Raw genomic sequence first — 19,810 nt, forward strand, 5'->3', positions numbered from 1 at the left:
ACCCTGCGGCTTCAAGGACGAAGGGGAGCGCTCCCCCGTGACTTTATTCGCATTTATCCGCATACTGACATGAGTTTCTCCCTTAACTCAGCGAATCCCCTATATAACATAATGAATTTACAGCATCATTTTCTTATAGCTATGCCTTCACTTCAGGACCCACAATTTATGCGTTCAGTTATTTATATCTGTGAGCATAATGAAGAGGGTGCTATGGGCTTGGTGATTAACAAGCCTGTGGAACAGTTCACGGTAGAAACTGTGCTGAAAAAACTGAACATTAACCCCACGCCACGTGATCCCTCAATTAGACTGGATAAGCCGGTATTGGCTGGTGGCCCACTGGCGGAAGATCGCGGATTTATCCTGCATTCGCCACAAGAAGGTTTCGGCTCCAGTATTCCTATCTCGCCAGATACCATGATAACAACCTCCAAAGATGTACTGGAGACGTTAGGAACCCCGGAACAACCTAAAAATCTGCTGGTTGCGCTGGGTTATGCGGGCTGGCAACAAGGGCAGTTAGAACAGGAGTTACTGGATAACGCCTGGCTGACCATTGAGGCGGATACTAATATCCTGTTTCACACCCCTATTTCTGAACGCTGGCAAGCTGCAGCCAATAAATTGGGTATCAATATCTTTAATATTGCTCCACAAGCAGGACATGCCTGATGGCTAATCGCACGATTGTCGCCTTTGACTTTGGTACCAAAAGTATCGGTGTTGCTATTGGTCAGGAAGTCACTGGCACCGCCAGAGCCCTGACATCCTTTAAAGCTCAGGACGGCACGCCGGACTGGCAAAAAGTCGAAAAACTGCTGAAAGAGTGGCAACCTGACTTAGTCGTCGTTGGGCTGCCGCTGAATATGGATGGCACTGAGCAGCCGCTAACAGCACGAGCGCGGCGATTTGCCAACCGCCTGCATGGCCGCTTTGGTGTACAGATTGCCTTACAGGATGAACGCCTCAGTACAGTCGAGGCCCGTGCCAATTTGTTTGACAGTGGCGGTTATCGCGCACTGGACAAAGGCAGTGTTGATGCCGCTTCTGCGGTCATTATTCTGGAAAGTTGGTTTGATGAGCAAGCAGGCTAAGTTTCCTGCTTTCAGTTTTCCACATGCCGTTTTCTACATTCTTTTTCCGCAACCTGGCCCAGCATTCCCTGCACAGCATGGCACCCATGCCTGCACAATTGTATACTGGATAGATGCCAATCAGCGGCTCAAAATATTGCACACCCTTCACGGGTGTTTTTTACATTTATTGAGGTTTTCTCATGACAAAAGTAACTGTTGCTGCGACTCAAATGGCCTGTTCTTGGGATCTGCCTAAGAACATTGAAAATGCCGAGAAATTGGTACGTCAGGCGCATGCCAAAGGCGCGCAAATTATCCTGATTCAGGAGCTGTTTGCCGCCCCTTATTTCTGCATTGATCAAAGCCCGGAACACTATGCACTGGCCCAAGAGCTGGACAATAGCCCGCTTATCCAACATTTTTCCAAGCTGGCACGTGAACTGGAAGTAGTATTGCCACTGAGTTTCTTTGAGAAAGCCAACAACGCATATTACAACTCGTTGGTCATGATTGATGCTGATGGTTCAGTTCTGGATGTGTATCGCAAGACTCACATTCCTAATGGCCCAGCATATCAAGAAAAACAGTTCTTTATCCCAGGGGATACCGGCTTTAAAGTCTGGCAAACACGCTATGCCAAAGTCGGTGTCGGTATCTGCTGGGATCAGTGGTTCCCAGAAACAGCCCGCAGTCTGGCATTGCTTGGGGCGGAAATCATTTTCTACCCAACGGCCATTGGCTCTGAACCCGCCTATCCTGAGATTGACAGTCAACCGCACTGGACTCGTGTCCAGCAAGGCCATGCTGCAGCAAATCTGGTACCCGTGATTGCTTCTAACCGTATTGGTACCGAAAAGAGCAAATATATTGATGGTCTGGAAATGACTTTCTACGGCTCTTCATTTATTGCTGACCAAACCGGTGCGCTGTTGGCTCAAGCCAATAAAACTGACGAAACTGTTTTAGTGCATGAATTCGATTTGCAGGAAATCGCCGCTCAGCGTGCGTCATGGGGCTTGTTCCGCGATCGTCGTCCAGAAATGTATCAAACACTCACCACTTCTGACGGCAAAACCCGGAGATAATTTATGTCTGTTAAAGACACTGTTTTACCAAAATCTTCGTCACAAGCCCTGCCGCGGACACCGCAACAGGATGGTTTCTATATGCCAGCCGAATGGGCAAAACAAGATGCCGTCTGGATGTTGTGGCCATATCGTCAGGATAACTGGCGTGGCAAAGGTATCCCTGCGCAGCAGACGTTTGCCAAAGTAGCTGAAGCCATCAGCCGCACAACGCCGGTCTTTATGGGAGTGCCGGCTGAGTTTATGGCACACGCCAATGCCACTCTTCCTGCCAATATCACCTTGGTAGAAATGGAAAGTGACGATGCCTGGATGCGTGATACCGGCCCGACCATGGTTATCAATGGTGCTGGTGAACGCCGTGCTGTTGACTGGCAATTTAACGCCTGGGGCGGCCTCAACGGCGGATTATATGCCAATTGGCAGCAAGATGAGAAAGTGGCTGTTCAAGTGAGTGATTTCCTGAACAACGACCATTACAGTGCCCCGTTGGTGCTGGAAGGTGGCTCTATTCATACTGATGGTGAAGGCACCTTACTGACCACAGCGGAATGTTTGCTCAATCCAAACCGTAACCCGCATTTGAATCAGGCGCAGATTGAACAGCTACTAAGCGAATACCTTGGTGTTACGCATTTCATCTGGTTACAAGACGGCGTCTATAACGATGAGACTGATGGTCACATCGACAACATGTGCTGCTTTGTTCGCCCAGGTGAAGTCGCTCTGCATTGGACTGACGATCAGCAGGATCCGCAATATGCGCGTTCGGTTGCCGCCTTTGAAGTATTATCCAATGCAGTCGATGCTAAGGGCCGTAAGCTGAAAATCTGGAAGCTACCCGCGCCAGGCCCACTGTTTAATACCGAAGCCGAAACTTTCGATGTGCTATCCAGCGATGCTGTACCGCGCACTGCGGGTGAGCGACTGGCGGGATCTTACGTCAACTTTCTGATCAGCAATCAACAGATTATTTATCCGCTGTTGGATAGCCGCACTGATGGGCTAGCGCATGATCTGTTGCAGCAGATGTTCCCTGGCTATGCGATTGTCGGCGTTCCTGCTCGCGAGATCCTGCTCGGGGGAGGCAATATCCATTGCATTACCCAGCAGATCCCTGCGGCCTAGTGACCCTTCGCACATAGAGCCGCGGTAGTGTTCGCGGCTCTATGTGTATTGGCTAGTATAATGCTCTGCCAATACCCCCTGTTTTTGCCGCCGCGCTATGCCCTGCTCAAAAGTCTGCATCCCCCATTGCGCCCCCGTCTGTATTACCGAGGGGAGCTGATATGTTTTACCTTCACGAATCAAATGACTGGCTGCTGCGGTCTGCGTCATGATTTCAAATACAGCCGTACGCCCTCCGCCTACTTTATGACACAACTTTTGTGCAATAACAGCACGTAAACTGGCCGCCAGTTGCGCCTGAATCACTGTTTTCTCTGCCGCAGGGAAAACATCCACCAGCCGATCGATTGCTTGAGTTGCACTGCGGGTATGCAATGTGGCTAATACCAAATGCCCAGTTTCAGCAGCAGTTAGCGCTAAACGAATTGTTTCTTGATCCCGCAGTTCTCCTAACAAGATGATATCGGGGTCCTGACGCAGTGCCCCACTCAAAGCGCTACTGAAAGAATGAGTATGACAGCCTAATTCCCGCTGCTGGATCAAACATGATTGACTGCGATGAAGAAATTCGATTGGATCTTCCAGTGTGATGATATGGCGCGATTGTCTTTGATTCATCGCACTTATCATCGCGCTCAATGTGGTGGTCTTCCCACTACCTGTCGCCCCCGTCACCAGAATCAAACCATTTTCTTGCTCAATGAGTTGGCTAATAATTGGCGGAACATCCAATTCATCCAATGACGGATTGGTTGCAGAAATGACACGAAAAGCTATCGAACGCCCCTGCTGTTGCTGAAAAATATTCGCCCGTAACCTTTGTCCAGCACTCGTGGTACAAGCACAATCGACTTGCCCATCTTGCTGCAACTGCCTTTGTTGCACCTCATTCAATAAATGCTGACTGAGGCTATTTAGCCACCCCGGATGGATGCGCGGCCAGTGAGTGAAGGTTTTCAAATCACCATCAATGCGTAATACCGGATGATAACCGGTACAAAGGTGCAGATCCGATGCATTATGATTTACACTAGCCGCCACCTTATTGGCAAAATCCTGTTCATTGAAGCCATTGTCGACATGTTCGGGGTTTTCTAAATCAATGTGTTTGGTGGAAATACTACTAAATACAGGGTTATCCGAGTCTGCGTTTTCAGTATCCAGACAGGTGAAATCCATATCAAACTCCTGGGTCCATATGAGCACAATTGAGCAGAATCTACAGGATGTCAGAGCGCAAATCGCAGCCGCTGCAAGCAATTGCGGGCGCTCTCCACAAGAAGTGGCATTGCTTGCAGTCAGTAAAACCAAGCCTGTGACCGCTATCGAAGAAGCCATTGCCGCAGGGCAATATGCTTTTGGTGAAAATTATGTGCAGGAAGGGGTGGATAAAATTCACTATTTTGCAGATAACACCCCCACAGCCAATCTTGAATGGCACTTTATCGGCCCGCTGCAATCCAATAAAAGCAGATTAGTGGCTGAAAATTTTGCCTGGTGCCATACCGTCGATAGGCTCAAGATTGCCCAACGGCTGAGTGCTCAGCGCCCGCTAGAAATGCCAGCGCTGAACATCCTGATTCAGGTCAATATCAGTGATGAACAGAGTAAATCCGGCATAGCACTGGCAGAATTGCCCGCGTTAGCGGCCAGTATCAATGAACTGCCGAACCTGCATTTACGCGGGTTAATGGCTATTCCTGCCCCTGAAACTGATTATCAGCGGCAACTGGCGGTATTTAAGCAAATGAATCAGGCTTTCTTGACTTTAAAGGCCAGCTACCCTCAGATGGATACGCTTTCCATGGGGATGACGGATGATATGGCTGCGGCTATTGCCGCTGGCAGTACTTTAGTGCGCATTGGTACCGCTATTTTTGGCTCCCGCGCTTAACCCGGTGGCTTCGAATACAAAGGGAATGAGGAGAATTCATTTAATGCAATATCGCAACATTACATTCATTGGTGCGGGCAATATGGCGCGCGCAATTATCGCAGGTTTAGTCGCCGGTGGTTATCCCGCTAAAATGATCAGCGTTTGCGCGCCATCCGGAAAAAATCGTGATGCTCTGGCCACTGAATTTGGGGTGATTAGTAGTGATGACAACATTACCGAGGCGCAAAAAGCTGAAGTTGTGGTCTTGGCCGTTAAGCCCCAATTAATGGCTGCGGTATGCTCGCCGTTGCAGGAACATGTTGATTTCACTGGTAAACTGGTGCTGTCTATCGCCGCTGGTGTTCAGGTCGCGCGCTTTTATGCACTATTGAGTGATAATCTCAATTTAGTGCGAATCATGCCCAATACACCATCGCTGGTAGGGAAAGGGATGAGCGGCCTCTATGCACCCGAGCAAGTCTCGCAAAATGACCGAGATTTCACTGCTTCATTGATGAGTTCAGTAGGTAAAATTTGCTGGGTGAATGATGAGGACGGCATTAACAATGTTATTGCCGCCGCAGGCAGTGCGCCTGCATATTTCTTCTTGTTTATGGAAGCGATACAACAAGAAGCCGAACGGTTAGGTTTTGACAGTGAAACTGCTCGTCTTTTAGTACAACAAGCGGCCTCTGGCGCTACCGCATTGGTGGAAGCTAATCCTCAATTACCTCTTTCAACCTTGCGTGAACAGGTAACATCTAAAGGGGGCACAACCGCTGAAGCTATCCGAGTATTTAACGAACAGCACTTACCACAAATTGTTTCCAATGCTATGCAAGCCGCTATTGTGCGAGCAAAAGAAATGGAAAAGCTGTTCTAACCGCGGCAAAATTTACAAAACCCGACACTGGCCCTGACACTTTCCCGTTAAGATAGGGGCCTATAAAGTAGGTGAATGGGCTTTCTATTTACCTGCATACACCCCAAAGATTTCAAGATGCGGGCAGGCGGCAAACAAGTGAATCCCGATGAGCTAACATTGCTCAGTCATTCGGATAAGCGCGAGCAGCCAACACCACTGCGACTTGAAAGATAACGGGTATACCATATTGAATTGAGGATTAAGGCAACTCATGCTAACGCTGACTTTTCTGGCCAAAACGGTCATTGACCTGTATGTGATGGTACTGCTGTTACGCATCTGGATGCAGTGGGTTCACAGCGATTTTTATAACCCATTCTCACAATTTGTGGTGAAAATAACCCAACCAATTGTTGGCCCGTTGCGCCGGATTATTCCCTCTTTGGGGCCTATCGACAGTGCATCCTTGCTGTTGGCATTCCTGCTGATGACTATCAAGTACCCACTGTTGGTGCTGATTCAGAGCGGTTCGATGTCACTCAGCCTGTATAACTTGCTGTTTGGTATTATTTCGTTAGTGAAAGCAGCGGGTTATCTGATTTTCTGGGTGATGATTATTCGTGCGCTGATGAGTTGGGTCAGTCAGGGCCGCAGCCCAATGGATTATCTGTTGCATCAGTTAACCGAACCTCTAATGGCACCTATTCGCCGTATTTTGCCCGCCATGGGCGGCATCGATTTCTCGGCGATGGTAGTTATTCTTATCCTGTATCTTATCAATTATTTAGGTATGGATTTGCTAGGTGAGCTTTGGTTCGTGCTGTGAGTGTTGTCACCCCCGTGCTGGACGGGCTGGCTCTCAGGCTATATATTCAGCCGAAAGCCAGCCGTGACCAAATAGTCGGTTTACATGGCGATGAACTTAAAGTCGCCATTACCGCCCCACCTGTTGATGGTCAAGCTAATGCCCATTTGGTTAAATTTATCGCTAAGCAGTTCCGGGTAGCGAAAAGCCAAGTGATTATCGAAAAGGGCGAATTGGGGCGGCATAAACAGATCAAAATTGTTAACCCGCAACAGATCCCACCCGAAGTTGCGGCACTGCTCGATTGATAAATACTTCCCGCTAGAATTGGGCGATTTATTATCAGCTCAAATGAAATTCAGGACTCTTCCATGCAAAAAATAGTATTAGCCACCGGCAACCCCGGCAAAGTGCGTGAACTGGCAAACTTATTGGCCGATTTTGGTTTGGATGTCATCGCGCAAACCGAACTGGGTGTTGAATCTGCTGAAGAGACCGGCTTAACGTTTATCGAAAATGCCATATTAAAAGCACGCCATGCGGCGCAAGCCACCGGTTTGCCCGCTATTGCTGATGACTCCGGCTTAGCCGTTAATGCTTTGGCTGGCGCTCCAGGAATTTACTCTGCGCGCTATGCGGGCACGGATGCCAGTGATCAAGAAAACCTCGAGAAGCTGCTGGTCGCATTGAAAGATATTCCTGATGAGCAGCGCGGTGCCCAATTCCATTGTGTGCTGGTTTATATGCGCCATGCGGAAGATCCAACACCGCTGGTCTTCCATGGGCAATGGCCGGGTGTGATTGCTCACCAACCTGCCGGTGCAGCTGGATTTGGATATGACCCCATTTTCTATGTCCCGGAACTGGGTAAAACCGCCGCAGAATTGACTCGCGAAGAAAAACACGCGGTTTCCCATCGTGGTCAAGCACTGAAACTGATGTTGGATGCGCTGCGCAATGCTTAAATTACCCGCGCTCAGTCTCTACATCCACATTCCTTGGTGTGTGCAAAAATGCCCTTACTGTGACTTTAATTCCCATGCACTGAAAGGCGATGTCCCCCATCAGGAATATGTAGAGCACTTGCTAGCGGATCTTGATGCAGATGCGCCGCTGGTCAGCGGTCGCGAGATAAGCACTATTTTTATTGGCGGAGGCACGCCAAGCTTACTCAGCGCTGAAGCCATGCAACAATTACTCGATGGCGTTCGCGCCAGATTGCCTCTGGCAATGGATGCCGAAATTACTATGGAAGCCAATCCTGGGGCTGTTGAAGCTGAGCGTTTTAGCGGCTATCAGCGCGCGGGTATCAATCGCATCTCTATTGGTGTGCAAAGTTTTAGCGCCCAGAAGTTAACACGGCTGGGGCGGATCCACGGGCCGGAAGAGGCAAAACGCGCCGCAGAGCTGGCGACGTCACTGAAACTGCGCAGTTTTAATCTGGACTTAATGCATGGCCTGCCGGACCAATCGCTGGAAGAAGCTCTGGACGATTTACGCCAAGCCATTGCATTGAATCCTCCGCATTTATCTTGGTATCAGCTGACGATTGAGCCCAATACCGGTTTCAGTTCGCGTCCGCCCACACTGCCAGATGATGACGCGTTGTGGGACATTTTCCAGCAAGGCCATCAGTTACTCAGCGCCGCCGGATACCAGCAATATGAAACCTCGGCCTATGCCAAACCGGGTTACCAGTGCCAGCACAATATAAACTACTGGCGCTTTGGGGATTATTTGGGGATTGGTTGCGGTGCCCACGGTAAAATCACCTTTAGTGATGGGCGGATCTTACGCACAATCAAAACTAAGCATCCCCGTGGTTTTATGCAGGGCAAATATCTGGATAAACAATATGAAGTGGAAGCTGCGGATCGACCTTTTGAGTTCTTTATGAACCGTTTCCGGTTGCTGGAAGCTGCGCCACGCACGGATTTCACCCATTTTACCGGATTAGCTGAAAGCACTATTCGCCCGCAGTTGGACGAAGCATTAGCAAAAGGATATTTAGTCGAAACGGAGCAATACTGGCAGATTACCGAGAAGGGGAAATTGTTCCTTAACTCACTGTTAGAGCTGTTTTTATAACGCGAATCGAGAAAATAGGTTCAGAGGGTATCTCCGGCCTGAACCTGTTAAATCCGAAGCGCCATACCCTACAGATTTCGAGTTGCAGATAAGCGGCAATGACATGAAATCAAAGAGTTGAGATAACTCAATGACTTGGGTGACAAATCTACCGGGAATTGATTTGAATACTGCTTGTAGCGGCCTCGCAAAAGCGAGGCCCAGAATAAACCAAGTCATGATGGCAGCCAACAGCCCAGCATCTTGAAAGATGACGGGATATTAATTTAATGCTTTGAGTAAATCCTTACGCTGCTGCTCCAGTGCTGTCACACGCCCACAGACCTCGTGCCCGAACTGCTGGAAATCCTGCTCCTGATTGTTCCATTCATTTTTGATAGCTTGCTGTAAGCCCCCGAGATTGCCCATAATGGCTTGCAAAGGGTTATTGCCGCCACTGCCGCTGGTCGCCTGCTTAACACCCATCTCATTCAAGCTATCTTGCAGCACACCGCCCATGCTTTGTTGCACTAACTGACGGCCATCTTTTTCAACCTGATCAATAGCTTGGTGATGGAAAGTTAAACCGTCACTCCGTTTCTCAATAATACGGCTCATTTGCTGCTTAAGCTGGTCATTTAGGGTCGTCAGCCGGTTGCGGACATTACTGCTGCTCCCCAGTTGCTGTACAATCACTTTATCCAGTGAAACCCGTGCTTTTTCCAGACGCTGTTGTGCACCATTGTCTATCCAAGGTAGATCTTTGCGCAACGCGGTCTGATAGCGAAAAGCCTGTTGGCGCTGTGCATCAGTCAGAGTTAATGTCTTGCCATTACGGGTCACATCACCGTCGGGCGAAATCTGCAAATTACCACTGGCACCCACCACTTGCACAGATTGTGGGCTGATAATCACATCATCTTGTGGTTTTACACTGCACTGATAATCAGCTTGCGCCTGCCAAGCCGTCAGCATCAATACCGCCAGACCCGCCGTTCGTAATGCTTTCATTTTAAGTAACATAAGACTCCTGAGAAGCTGTGCCATTCAATATTTCTATGGCTCTATCGCTATTTATAACGTGCTAATCCCCACCCTGCCAGAATTTACTGAAGACCTGAAGGGGAGCTGTCCTAAAAAATTGAGCGGCCAATCCGCTGCGCCAGTAGCTCTAAGGCAGCAGTTCCGGCAAGAGAGTTCCCTGCATGGTCTAATTCCGGTGACCAAACTGCAATACATAACTCCTCGGGCACTATGGCAATAATTCCGCCGCCGACCCCCGATTTACCTGGCATACCCACGCGAAAGGCAAATTCACCGGCTCCATCATACATACCACTGGTAATCATCAGAGCATTGATTTGCCGTGCCTGCATTGGCGTAATCAATGATTCATGCCCACTAATACTGCGCCCCTGATTTGCCAGATAAACAAAGCAGCGGGCTAGCTCAACACAACTCAGACGCATGGCGCAATAGTGGAAATAAGTCTGAAGTACCGTCAGCACATCATTGTTGAAATTACCAAAAGACTTCATCAGATAGGCGATTGCAGCATTACGGTCTGAATGCTCAAATTCTGATCGTGCCACACGAGAATCGTAGCTAATGCTGTCATCATTCACGAGTTGGCGCACCACTTCTAACATCCGCTGTTTGGGTGCACTGAGGCGGCTTTGCAGCATATCGCACACCACCAACGCCCCAGGATTAATAAACGGATTCCGTGGTTTTCCCTTTTCTAACTCCAACTGCACCAGTGAGTTAAACGGCTGACCTGATGGCTCTTTGCCAACCCGCTGCCAGACTTCATGTTCTCCATAGCGCGATAATGCCAGAGTCAGGCTTAATACTTTTGAAATCGATTGGATAGAAAAGCGCTCAGCCGCATCCCCAGCCTGATATATCGTGCCATCTAACGTACAGACCGCGATGCCCAATTTGTCAGCCGAGACTTCGGCCAAAGCCGGAATATAATCAGCCACTTTCCCCTGACCAATCAGTGGGCGAACCTGCTGCAAGATATCCTCCAGCAAGGCATTATCTAAACCTGTTGCCACCCCTAAAGCTGCTGCCACAACGACGCTCCCAATAACTCTCCGGTAACCGTTTCCGCTAACTGCCACTGATAAAAACAAAGGCGCCTGCTTAGGCGCCCTTATTGATTATTTACCGTTAAAACGGAAAATCAATCCCACCAGATATCAAACAACTCACTGGTTTCTACATTTTTCAATTTACGAGCTTCCAGCCATTTAGTCACCAGCGCACGGTGTTCATCGGTGCAATGACCAATCTCTTGCAGGCAAATCAGGCCTTCCCACTGCAAATAGCCGCTGCCATCAAATGCCAGGCCGTTTGCTTCAATGACTTCATCGATAAATGCATCGACAGTTTCATCAATGACATCAACACCGGTACCTTCTGGGAAGGTCCACTGTACGGAAAAACCTAACTCCTGAAACTCGTCGATATGCATTTTTTTGCGTAAACGACGACTGCGATTCTTAGCCATTATTCTTTCCTCTCAAACATCAGATCCCAAACGCCATGTCCCAGGCGCTGGCCGCGTAATTCAAATTTTGTCAGCGGACGCGAGTCCGGACGAGGAACATAATCATTCTGCTCTGAAAGGTTGCCGTACCCGTCCGCACCGGACATAACCTCTAGCATATGTTCCGCATAATGCTGCCAGTCGGTCGCCATATGGAACACGCCACCCACTTTTAATTTACTTTTTACTAATTCAACAAAAGGTGCCTGAACGATACGACGTTTATTATGACGCGCTTTGTGCCATGGGTCAGGGAAAAACAGCTGAACCATGTCCAGGGATGCATCCGGGATCATATTTTCCAGCACTTCAACTGCATCATGGCACATAACCCGCAGGTTATTCAGGCCCGCTTCATGCGCTGAACCTAAACAAGCACCCACGCCCGGAGAATGTACTTCTATCCCCAGGAAATTTTGTTGTGGATTACTCGCAGCCATAGAGACCAACGAAGTACCCATACCGAAGCCGATTTCCAATACCACTGGGGCTTCGCGACCAAATAAGGCCGTTAAATCAACAGGGGTTGGTTGATATTCTACGCCCATCACCGGCCAGTAGTTATCGAGCGCCAGTTGTTGGCCTTTGGTCAGGCGCCCCTGACGGCGGACAAAACTACGAATACGGCGCATAGCGCGGCCGTTTTCATCAAATTCCGGAGATATGACGTCATTTATCATTAGTGCTTTCTGTCTGTTGGTTGCGAATACGAACGCGCATTATGCAAAGATACGCCAGTTTATCAACTCTGGCGGTCATAAGTACAAAATTAAGCTGTAAATAACCTATTAATGCCCAAACTGGCTAATTGAATGTAGCTAACGCCGCTGTAGTATCAAGGATAAGACACTTCCCCCAAAATCATTGGTGTTACAGCAAGGCGGCAAGTGAACAAGTCCCGATGAGCTTACATAAGTAAGTGATTCGGGTGCGTGAATGTAGCTAACGCCGCTGTAGTATCAAGGATGAAGGGGGTTTACAGTGTGATAACTCTATGCTGCAATCCAGCCCTAATTTATTTCTCTGCCGGATATCGATACCTGCTTATGATGCAAGCGCAACAATTCGCGCACGTGGTACTTGAGTGGTACCAACGCTTTGGCCGCAAAACATTGCCTTGGCAATTGGATAAAACACCTTATCAGGTCTGGTTGTCGGAAGTGATGTTGCAACAGACGCAGGTTGCGACCGTCATTCCTTATTTCCAACGCTTTATGCTGCGCTTCCCTGATATCCGTGCGTTGGCGGCAGCCCCGTTGGACGAAGTGTTACATTTATGGACTGGGCTGGGTTACTACGCCCGCGCCAGAAACCTGCATAAAGCGGCTCAAGTGGTGGTTGAACGCCATCAGGGTGAATTTCCCACAACTTTTGACGAAATACTCGCGCTACCCGGTATCGGCCGTTCCACTGCCGGTGCGATTTTATCACTTTCATTGGGGCAACATTTTCCGATTTTGGATGGGAATGTTAAGCGAGTTCTCGCCCGTTGCTATGCCGTTGAGGGTTGGCCGGGTAAAAAAGAGGTCGAAGGAAAGCTGTGGCAAATCAGTGAAGATGTAACTCCGGCCAAAGGGGTTGGTCAGTTTAATCAGGCCATGATGGATTTGGGCGCGATAGTCTGTACCCGCTCGAAGCCCAAATGCGAACTTTGCCCACTGAATATGGGGTGTCTCGCTTATGCCAACCACAGTTGGGCACGCTATCCGGGTAAAAAACCCAAGCAAACAATACCGGAAAAAACAGCCTATTTTCTGTTGCTGCAAAACGGCTCCCAAGTGTGGCTCGAACAGCGGCCTCCTGTGGGATTATGGGGCGGATTATTTTGTTTTCCACAATTTGCGGAACAAGAAAGTCTTGATAGTTGGTTGCAACAACGTGGTATGGGCACCCGCGAGTTGCAGCAGTTGACTGCTTTTCGTCATACCTTCAGCCACTTCCATCTGGATATTGTTCCCATGTGGCTGGATACTGCATCAGGGCGTGGATGCATGGATGATGGGGCTGGTCTCTGGTATAACTTAGCACAGCCACCGTCGGTAGGATTGGCAGCCCCAGTTGAGCGTTTATTGCATATGTTGGCAAAAACAGAGTTAGCAAAACAATAACGGGCAACATCGACGTCTACCCAAATAGCTTTATTTGGCTATATCGCCATAAAAGAGGATTTAGCATGAGCAGAACGATTTTTTGCACGTTTTTAAAGAAGGATGCTGAAGGGCAAGACTTTCAGTTATATCCGGGTGAAATCGGCAAACGTATCTATAACGAAATCTCAAAAGAAGCCTGGTCACAATGGATAACTAAACAAACCATGCTGATTAATGAGAAAAAGCTCAGCATGATGAATGTAGAAGACCGCAAACTGCTGGAACAGGAAATGGTCAATTTCCTCTTTGAAGGGCAGGATGTTCATATTGAAGGTTATACTCCGCCGAGTAAATAACCACACTGGGCCAGCATTGGCCCAGCTGTAATTTATTCCCTAAGTCATTCGAGTTGCCGGAAGGCGGCCAATGCACTGGTAACTTGAAGTATGACGGGAATATTCCTCATCAAGATATGGCTTGTAAGATGAAGAAAATTTTAGCTTTGTTGGTAATTGCACCTTTGTTAGTGTCTTGCTCAGGCAATAAAAATCAGGCAGAAAACGAAGTCTTTATCAAAGACACTAATGGTTTTGAGATTTTAATGGGCCAGTTTGCCCATAACATTGAAAATATTTGGGGATTAAAAGAAGTCTTAATCGCGGGCCCAAAAGATTACGTTAAGTATACGGATCAATATCAAACCCGCAGTCATATCAACTTTGATGCCGGTACTATTACGGTTGAAACCATTGCCACGACCGATCCGGCGGCCCACTTACGTCAGGCGATTATTACCACGTTATTAATGGGCGATGATCCTGGCTCGATCGATCTCTATTCTGATGTTAATGATATCCAAATAAGTAAAGAACCGTTCCTCTATGGGCAGGTGCTAGATAACAACGGCCAACCTGTTCGTTGGGAATGGCGCGCGGCGCATTTTGCTGACTATTTACTGCAAACCAAAATGCAAAAACGCACGTCTGGTTTGCACGTTATCTGGTCGGTAACCTTGCAATTAGTCCCTAACCATCTAGATAAACGTGCTCATAAATATCTGCCGCTGGTAAGACAATCGGCTGAAAGATATGGCGTCGAAGAGTCATTGATTCTGGCAATTATGCAGACAGAGTCGAGTTTCAACCCATATGCAGTAAGTGGCTCTGATGCATTGGGTCTAATGCAGGTTGTTCAGCATACCGCCGGGCGCGACGTATTTAAAATGAAAGGCAAGAGTGGTCAACCAAGCCGAAGCTATCTGTTTGATCCTGCTAATAATATTGATGCTGGCACTGCCTATCTGTCGATTCTACAAAATACCTATTTAGGCGGTATTCAAAATACTACCTCACGGCGTTATGCGGTCATTACCTCCTATAATGGCGGTGCTGGTAGCGTATTACGGGTGTTCTCCAGCGACAAAAACCAGGCAGTCAATATCATTAATAATATGGCGCCAGGAGATGTATTCCAAACGCTAACAACGAAACACCCATCTGGTGAATCTCGCCGTTATTTAGTGAAAGTGAATAGCGCGCAGAAGAGCTACCGCCGCCGCTAACACGGCTGTAACTTCGAGTGTGATGGATATAAATGGCACAGTTCGCTGTGCCATTTTTTATAACTAAAATTGTGACCAGCTAATAATTGTGCACATTTGAATAACAACCATTCTCAATAATGCATTTATAGTATTGCTCACCCCCCCTACTACTCACTACTGGCAGACTAAACAAATGGACTTTGGGCTTACCGCTTTCGAAATGATGGCAATCTTCTCCACCATGGTCATCGCCTATATTATTTTTGGCATCACCGGCTTTGGTTCGGCCTTAATTGCGAGCCCAGTTTTAGCGCTATTTATTCCCGTGGCGAAAATTGTCCCATTACTGGCGATTGTTGATATGGTTGCGGCGATCACTAACGTGGCTCGTCATAGCCGACACGCAGATCTTGCTGAACTCAAACGCCTGGTCCCATTGATGATTATGGGTAGTTTGATCGGTGCAACGGTACTGCTGCGAACCCGTCCTGATATTTTGCTATTAGCATTGGGCACGTTTGTCATTTTATATGCGATATATTCACTCAGCCGACGTAAACCGCAAGGGCAATTCAAACCCATCGCCGCCATTCCTTTCGGCCTTATCGGCGGTATCTTCAGTGCATTATTTGGTAGTGGCGGGTTCATCTATGCTATTTATTTATCCGGGCGGATAGTCAGTAAAGACAATTTACGGATCACGCAAACAACGCTTATCGGCCTGAGCACTCTAACCAGAGTGGTTTTATTTGCTTTGGCCGGCGTTTATATGGATTTGTCGATTTTGTGGATGGTATTGCTACTGGCTCCGGGGATGTTAGTCGGGTTGGCAATTGCTAATAAAATCAGCTTAGGAATCAGCCGAGAGCAACTGATTAGAATCATAAATATCTTATTGCTGATTTCAGGTACTGTTTTGCTAGTACGCTATTTCGGTTACTAATCATCCAAATTGGGATAGATTATCGTGAGACAACCGATATCGTTATCGGCTGTCTTCGGTGCTCAGATCACTGAGTAATGACATAGCCAAAAATACGCCGCCATTCCACATCACCTTTTTCAATATAAACGCCCTGCAATTCTGGTGAAAAGCCTGGTAATAAATTAATGCCTTCTTCCAGTGCCAGGAAATAACGCTGCACCGCCCCCCCCCATATTTCACCCGGCACAACACACAACACACCAGGTGGGTAAGGTAGCGCCCCTTCAGCGGCAATACGCCCCTGTGCTTCAGCAATAGGGATCAGTTCAATATTATCGCGAACGAACTGAATATTGGCATCCTGCGGGTTCATCACAACCTGTGGGAAACCAGCTTTACGGAACATATCTTTTTGCAGCTGTTTAACATCATAACTAACATACAAATCATGCATTTCCTGGCATAACTGGCGCAACGTATAACCACGATAGCGCGCTTCATTCTTGCGGTAAATCGTCGGTAATACATCGCACAACAATGCATCTTGCTCAATATAGCGCTCAAACTGTACCAACATATCAACCAGATGCGCCATTTTGGCTGGGTTTTCAGCTGGAGTTAGCAGAAATAGAATTGAGTTGAGATCGCATTTCTCCGGCACAATACCATTTTCGCGCAAGAAGGTAGCCAGTATCGCAGCTGGCACACCAAACCGAGTATATTGGCCATTACTGGCGTCAATACCTGGGGTGGTCAGCAAAAGCTTGCAAGGATCGACCAAATACTGATCTTGGTTATAACCTTCAAATCCATGCCAACTTTCATGGGGTACAAAATTAAAGAAACGCGCATCATTGGCAATAATATCCGTGTCGTAATCCTGCCAATTCTTACCGCCAACAGTCGGTGGAATAAATGGTCGTAACAATGAGCAGTGCTCTAATAATAATTTACGGGTATCAATACCGAGTTTTACACAGTCCATCCACATACGGCGACCACTGTCGCCAGAATGTATTTTGGCATTAACATCCAATGCAGCAAATAATGGATAAAACGGACTGGTCGAGGCATGCAGCATAAAAGCATTGTTAAAACGCTTATGATTACAGTGACGCTTTTGCCCTTTGATGTGATTATCTTTTTTATGCACTTGCGAGGTCTGAGAAAAACCAGCCTGTTGCTTATGGACTGACTGGGTCACAATAATCCCAGGATCATTTTCATTGAGTTCCAACAACAACGGCGAGAAATCTTTCATCATCGGAATAAATTGCTCGTAACCTACCCACGCCGAGTCAAACAAAATGTAATCGCATAAATGACCAATACTATCAACCACTTGCCTAGCGTTATATACAGTGCCGTCATAAGTGCCTAACTGAATGATCGCCAACCTGAATGGCCGAACATCTTCTGCGCGTTCGGGAGCAACCTCATTCAATTGCTGCCGTAAATAGCGCTCATCGAAACAGTGCGCATCAATGCCACCAATAAAACCAAACGGGTTACGGGCAGTTTCTAAATAAACAGGCGTTGCCCCGGCTTGAATCAGCGCTCCGTGGTGGTTGGATTTATGATTATTGCGATCGAACAATACCAAATCACCACGGGTCAATAAGGCATTAGTGACCACTTTATTCGCCGCCGAAGTCCCATTTAGTACAAAATAGGTTTTATCCGCATTAAAGACCTTCGCCGCATATTTTTGCGCATCTTTTGCCGCACCTTCATGGATAAGCAAGTCACCCAGTTTGACATCTGCGTTACACATATCTGAACGAAAAATTGTCTCACCATAGAATTCAAAAAACTGACGACCTGCTGGATGTTTACGGAAAAACTCACCACCTTGGTGCCCTGGGCACGCAAAGGTTGAATTGTTCATCTCAACATATTTTTTTAATGTTGAGAAAAAAGGCGGTAACAGATTTTTTTGATATTCGCTGGCGGCGGCCTCTACCTGAGCATTGTAAAATGCTTTATTTGCCTCACCGAGTGTAATGACGCCTTTAATAAGGGGTAAATAATCCGCAGAAACCGTCTGTTCTGCCGTGACAGCAACAAAAGTAGGAATAGCAAAACCCAAATCGTGAAGTTTTGACAATATACCGGCATTTGCATCTTCAACCGACATCACCACTGCGGCAACATCTGTGAAATCGGTTTGATTGAGGTATACCACTCCCCGCTGACTTTCTACATAAGAAGCCAAACGAGCACTTGTTGCTATTTTTAACTGTGTCATGTCACTTACTCTCAAACGGTCAGGTATGAGGCTGCCACTTTGGCATATAGATAGCATCACATTGAGAAACTTATGTGATGCCGGCAAATTGATATCTTTAAAGCACACTTATTCCGGCAGCAATAAAAGCCAGAATGGTGAATAAACTGGTCTCAGCATCGACCAATAGACATCAGTAAAATCAGAGAATTGGCTCTATTTTTAATAATGCCTAACAGTGAGCAACGCGTAGCCTTACCGCATGGAAGGGATAAGAGACTTAACAGAAGTGAAGCGGAGGAAGTGGCATGTGAGACGTTTAATATGCATTGGATAGTGTAAAACTGCCATAACCGCCCCCTGCTTAGATTCTCAAAATGATGTGGACTAGAGGAATGAATACTAACGTTAAATTCGCGCAATAATTGCATGTTTTGAGGGGCTATTCAACCCTTACAGTTCAATAAAAATGCATATTTTGTGAATATCTAAGCTATTGTTATTTAACGAACTGAAAAATAAAAAATCTATAAATCAAACGGATGAAACAGGAAATAGTGATAAAAAAATTATCATGCCAATATTTTTTTAGCTATTTTTGCATGAAAAGAGAGCAACTGATCGCCTTTATATGAGAAACTCATTGACGATAAGGTGCTAATACGGTTTAATGCGCCCCGTTGCCCGGATAGCTCAGTCGGTAGAGCAGGGGATTGAAAATCCCCGTGTCCTTGGTTCGATTCCGAGTCCGGGCACCACTTTCACTTTTCCCCAAGTTTTCTTTCATTCAAGTAAATACCATTAATAATCAATACAATACTTTCCATATATGTAAAAACCTCAGAAGCATCCATTAATTCAACGCCATCACCCAGACTACTGACACTATATTATTCGCGGAATGAAGCACTATTGGCATCAGCAGACTACCGGTTCTTATTCTGACCTCACAAAGGATCGCAGAAAAAACAAACAGCGAAACAAATGTCGCCGGATAGAGATATTGAGTATGTACCCAAGCGAACAGCAGAGAGGTCATAACAATGGCCAGCAGACGCCCTTTGTGACCAAAACCAATCCCCGCATTCAATAAGAACCCACGGAAGATAATCTCCTCCGAAATCGGAGCTAATACGCAAAGAGTTATCACCAACAGGATTTGAGTCAAGGTCGATGGCTGTAACAGACTTTCTATCCAGGGCTCTGGCTGGCCGAAAATCTGAAAAATCACTGTTAGCCCTAGCAGTGCAAGGCCCGGGATCAACATATCCCGTAGGGATATTTTCCCCAGCGGCATCAGGCCAAACGACTTCTGATAATGTTTCCACGCCAGCAGGGCAAAGGGGAACCAGAAAATGATATATAACAGAGGTGTCGCCATACCAGAGCGATATATTCTTACATAGCCAGGGAACAGCAATAGGGAAAATGAAAGAGCAAACCATCCTGCCCAGACAGAAATACACGTCAGGACGTGCGTGACCCGATCAATTTTTGCATTCATCATCATATTCCGTTAATTCTGCCCATACATTAGCCTTCCATAATCATTAGCCATCCATAATA

At 47.2% G+C, this 19,810-nt stretch carries 21 protein-coding genes and 1 tRNA gene; 15 read left to right on the plus strand and 7 right to left on the minus strand.

Features of this window, described 5'->3' with window-relative positions:
* Nucleotides 1-111 precede the first annotated feature (111 nt).
* The 4 genes from F0T03_RS17420 (at nucleotide 112) to aguA (ending at nucleotide 3,292) form a co-directional block, all read left to right on the plus strand.
* Nucleotides 112-675, plus strand: coding sequence for a YqgE/AlgH family protein (locus F0T03_RS17420; RefSeq protein WP_145553166.1), 564 nt, complete (start codon nucleotides 112-114; stop codon nucleotides 673-675).
* Complete coding sequence (gene ruvX / locus F0T03_RS17425) at nucleotides 675-1,097, plus strand: Holliday junction resolvase RuvX (RefSeq protein WP_005157116.1); 423 nt, start codon at nucleotides 675-677, stop codon at nucleotides 1,095-1,097. The genes F0T03_RS17420 and ruvX overlap by 1 nt, the downstream gene beginning before the upstream one ends.
* A gap of 182 nt (nucleotides 1,098-1,279) precedes the next feature.
* The gene (aguB, locus tag F0T03_RS17430) at nucleotides 1,280-2,164 is read left to right on the plus strand and encodes an N-carbamoylputrescine amidase (RefSeq protein WP_145553168.1); all 885 of its coding nucleotides are present in this window, start codon (nucleotides 1,280-1,282) and stop codon (nucleotides 2,162-2,164) included.
* A 3-nt stretch (nucleotides 2,165-2,167) separates the two neighbouring features.
* Nucleotides 2,168-3,292, plus strand: coding sequence for an agmatine deiminase (aguA, locus tag F0T03_RS17435; RefSeq protein WP_159679722.1), 1,125 nt, complete (start codon nucleotides 2,168-2,170; stop codon nucleotides 3,290-3,292).
* A gap of 39 nt (nucleotides 3,293-3,331) precedes the next feature.
* On the opposite strand, the gene F0T03_RS17440 is transcribed toward aguA, so the two are convergent.
* Nucleotides 3,332-4,471, minus strand: coding sequence for a type IV pilus twitching motility protein PilT (locus tag F0T03_RS17440; protein ID WP_159679725.1), 1,140 nt, complete (start codon nucleotides 4,469-4,471; stop codon nucleotides 3,332-3,334).
* A 19-nt stretch (nucleotides 4,472-4,490) separates the two neighbouring features.
* On the opposite strand from F0T03_RS17440, the gene F0T03_RS17445 reads away from it, so the two are divergent.
* The 6 genes from F0T03_RS17445 to hemW all read left to right on the plus strand — a co-directional run bounded on the left by F0T03_RS17445 (nucleotide 4,491) and on the right by hemW (nucleotide 8,926).
* Nucleotides 4,491-5,186, plus strand: a complete 696-nt coding sequence (locus tag F0T03_RS17445) for a YggS family pyridoxal phosphate-dependent enzyme (RefSeq protein ID WP_159679727.1) — start codon at nucleotides 4,491-4,493, stop codon at nucleotides 5,184-5,186.
* Nucleotides 5,187-5,229: 43 nt separating this feature from the next.
* A complete protein-coding gene (gene proC, locus F0T03_RS17450; protein ID WP_145553176.1) occupies nucleotides 5,230-6,051 on the plus strand; it encodes a pyrroline-5-carboxylate reductase in 822 nt (273 codons plus the stop codon).
* A gap of 253 nt (nucleotides 6,052-6,304) precedes the next feature.
* The gene (locus tag F0T03_RS17455; protein ID WP_145553177.1) at nucleotides 6,305-6,859 is read left to right on the plus strand and encodes a YggT family protein; all 555 of its coding nucleotides are present in this window, start codon (nucleotides 6,305-6,307) and stop codon (nucleotides 6,857-6,859) included.
* A complete protein-coding gene (gene yggU, locus F0T03_RS17460; protein ID WP_159679729.1) occupies nucleotides 6,856-7,146 on the plus strand; it encodes a DUF167 family protein YggU in 291 nt (96 codons plus the stop codon). The genes F0T03_RS17455 and yggU overlap by 4 nt, the downstream gene beginning before the upstream one ends.
* 63 nt (nucleotides 7,147-7,209) lie before the next feature.
* Nucleotides 7,210-7,803 carry an XTP/dITP diphosphatase gene (locus F0T03_RS17465; RefSeq protein WP_145553187.1) on the plus strand — a complete coding sequence of 198 codons (594 nt, stop codon included), beginning with the start codon at nucleotides 7,210-7,212 and terminating at the stop codon, nucleotides 7,801-7,803.
* Complete coding sequence (hemW, locus tag F0T03_RS17470; RefSeq protein WP_159679731.1) at nucleotides 7,796-8,926, plus strand: radical SAM family heme chaperone HemW; 1,131 nt, start codon at nucleotides 7,796-7,798, stop codon at nucleotides 8,924-8,926. Before F0T03_RS17465 ends, hemW begins: the two co-directional genes overlap by 8 nt.
* A 261-nt stretch (nucleotides 8,927-9,187) precedes the next feature.
* Here hemW and F0T03_RS17475 read toward each other — a convergent pair whose 3' ends face one another.
* The 4 genes from F0T03_RS17475 to trmB all read right to left on the minus strand — a co-directional run bounded on the left by F0T03_RS17475 (nucleotide 9,188) and on the right by trmB (nucleotide 12,139).
* Nucleotides 9,188-9,928: a YggN family protein gene (locus tag F0T03_RS17475; protein ID WP_159679733.1), complete on the minus strand. Its 741-nt coding sequence runs from the start codon at nucleotides 9,926-9,928 to the stop codon at nucleotides 9,188-9,190.
* Nucleotides 9,929-10,038: 110 nt separating this feature from the next.
* Nucleotides 10,039-10,965, minus strand: a complete 927-nt coding sequence (glsB, locus tag F0T03_RS17480) for a glutaminase B (protein ID WP_162527054.1) — start codon at nucleotides 10,963-10,965, stop codon at nucleotides 10,039-10,041.
* 128 nt (nucleotides 10,966-11,093) lie between these two features.
* Nucleotides 11,094-11,420 (minus strand): YggL family protein, encoded by a 327-nt coding sequence (locus F0T03_RS17485; protein ID WP_005173625.1) that lies wholly within the window; start codon nucleotides 11,418-11,420, stop codon nucleotides 11,094-11,096.
* On the minus strand, nucleotides 11,420-12,139 hold the full coding sequence (gene trmB, locus F0T03_RS17490) for a tRNA (guanosine(46)-N7)-methyltransferase TrmB (protein ID WP_159679735.1): 720 nt from the start codon (nucleotides 12,137-12,139) through the stop codon (nucleotides 11,420-11,422). The genes F0T03_RS17485 and trmB overlap by 1 nt, the downstream gene beginning before the upstream one ends.
* Before the next feature lie 366 nt (nucleotides 12,140-12,505).
* On the opposite strand from trmB, the gene mutY reads away from it, so the two are divergent.
* The 4 genes from mutY to F0T03_RS17510 all read left to right on the plus strand — a co-directional run bounded on the left by mutY (nucleotide 12,506) and on the right by F0T03_RS17510 (nucleotide 16,035).
* Nucleotides 12,506-13,567: an A/G-specific adenine glycosylase gene (mutY, locus tag F0T03_RS17495; protein WP_162526974.1), complete on the plus strand. Its 1,062-nt coding sequence runs from the start codon at nucleotides 12,506-12,508 to the stop codon at nucleotides 13,565-13,567.
* 65 nt (nucleotides 13,568-13,632) lie between these two features.
* Nucleotides 13,633-13,905 (plus strand): oxidative damage protection protein, encoded by a 273-nt coding sequence (locus F0T03_RS17500; protein ID WP_004716003.1) that lies wholly within the window; start codon nucleotides 13,633-13,635, stop codon nucleotides 13,903-13,905.
* 128 nt (nucleotides 13,906-14,033) lie between these two features.
* Nucleotides 14,034-15,110 (plus strand): membrane-bound lytic murein transglycosylase MltC, encoded by a 1,077-nt coding sequence (gene mltC, locus F0T03_RS17505; protein WP_159679737.1) that lies wholly within the window; start codon nucleotides 14,034-14,036, stop codon nucleotides 15,108-15,110.
* A gap of 175 nt (nucleotides 15,111-15,285) precedes the next feature.
* Nucleotides 15,286-16,035: a sulfite exporter TauE/SafE family protein gene (locus F0T03_RS17510; RefSeq protein ID WP_159679739.1), complete on the plus strand. Its 750-nt coding sequence runs from the start codon at nucleotides 15,286-15,288 to the stop codon at nucleotides 16,033-16,035.
* Between the two features lie 67 nt (nucleotides 16,036-16,102).
* On the opposite strand, the gene speF is transcribed toward F0T03_RS17510, so the two are convergent.
* Nucleotides 16,103-18,265 carry an ornithine decarboxylase SpeF gene (gene speF / locus F0T03_RS17515; RefSeq protein WP_159679741.1) on the minus strand — a complete coding sequence of 721 codons (2,163 nt, stop codon included), beginning with the start codon at nucleotides 18,263-18,265 and terminating at the stop codon, nucleotides 16,103-16,105.
* Nucleotides 18,266-18,926: 661 nt separating this feature from the next.
* On the opposite strand from speF, the gene F0T03_RS17520 reads away from it, so the two are divergent.
* Nucleotides 18,927-19,002: transfer RNA gene (locus tag F0T03_RS17520), tRNA-Phe, on the plus strand.
* 95 nt (nucleotides 19,003-19,097) lie between these two features.
* On the opposite strand, the gene F0T03_RS17525 is transcribed toward F0T03_RS17520, so the two are convergent.
* Entirely contained in the window at nucleotides 19,098-19,748 is a 651-nt protein-coding gene (locus tag F0T03_RS17525) for a CPBP family intramembrane glutamic endopeptidase (protein WP_145556767.1), read from the minus strand.
* Between the last annotated feature and the right edge of the window lie 62 nt (nucleotides 19,749-19,810).

Source organism: Yersinia canariae, from assembly GCF_009831415.1.
Classification (GTDB): domain Bacteria; phylum Pseudomonadota; class Gammaproteobacteria; order Enterobacterales; family Enterobacteriaceae; genus Yersinia; species Yersinia canariae.

Coding starts and splice junctions, on each gene's coding strand:
- F0T03_RS17485 (WP_005173625.1), bottom strand. CDS start 11,420: ATGGCTAAGAATCGCAGTCGTCGTTTACGCAAAAAAATGCATATCGAC.
- F0T03_RS17420 (WP_145553166.1), top strand. CDS start 112: ATGAATTTACAGCATCATTTTCTTATAGCTATGCCTTCACTTCAGGAC.
- F0T03_RS17445 (WP_159679727.1), top strand. CDS start 4,491: ATGAGCACAATTGAGCAGAATCTACAGGATGTCAGAGCGCAAATCGCA.
- F0T03_RS17440 (WP_159679725.1), bottom strand. CDS start 4,471: ATGGATTTCACCTGTCTGGATACTGAAAACGCAGACTCGGATAACCCT.
- aguB (WP_145553168.1), top strand. CDS start 1,280: ATGACAAAAGTAACTGTTGCTGCGACTCAAATGGCCTGTTCTTGGGAT.
- F0T03_RS17510 (WP_159679739.1), top strand. CDS start 15,286: ATGGACTTTGGGCTTACCGCTTTCGAAATGATGGCAATCTTCTCCACC.
- trmB (WP_159679735.1), bottom strand. CDS start 12,139: ATGATAAATGACGTCATATCTCCGGAATTTGATGAAAACGGCCGCGCT.
- speF (WP_159679741.1), bottom strand. CDS start 18,265: ATGACACAGTTAAAAATAGCAACAAGTGCTCGTTTGGCTTCTTATGTA.
- F0T03_RS17455 (WP_145553177.1), top strand. CDS start 6,305: ATGCTAACGCTGACTTTTCTGGCCAAAACGGTCATTGACCTGTATGTG.
- F0T03_RS17475 (WP_159679733.1), bottom strand. CDS start 9,928: ATGTTACTTAAAATGAAAGCATTACGAACGGCGGGTCTGGCGGTATTG.
- mltC (WP_159679737.1), top strand. CDS start 14,034: ATGAAGAAAATTTTAGCTTTGTTGGTAATTGCACCTTTGTTAGTGTCT.
- F0T03_RS17500 (WP_004716003.1), top strand. CDS start 13,633: ATGAGCAGAACGATTTTTTGCACGTTTTTAAAGAAGGATGCTGAAGGG.
- hemW (WP_159679731.1), top strand. CDS start 7,796: ATGCTTAAATTACCCGCGCTCAGTCTCTACATCCACATTCCTTGGTGT.
- mutY (WP_162526974.1), top strand. CDS start 12,506: ATGATGCAAGCGCAACAATTCGCGCACGTGGTACTTGAGTGGTACCAA.
- proC (WP_145553176.1), top strand. CDS start 5,230: ATGCAATATCGCAACATTACATTCATTGGTGCGGGCAATATGGCGCGC.
- ruvX (WP_005157116.1), top strand. CDS start 675: ATGGCTAATCGCACGATTGTCGCCTTTGACTTTGGTACCAAAAGTATC.
- aguA (WP_159679722.1), top strand. CDS start 2,168: ATGTCTGTTAAAGACACTGTTTTACCAAAATCTTCGTCACAAGCCCTG.
- F0T03_RS17465 (WP_145553187.1), top strand. CDS start 7,210: ATGCAAAAAATAGTATTAGCCACCGGCAACCCCGGCAAAGTGCGTGAA.
- F0T03_RS17525 (WP_145556767.1), bottom strand. CDS start 19,748: ATGAATGCAAAAATTGATCGGGTCACGCACGTCCTGACGTGTATTTCT.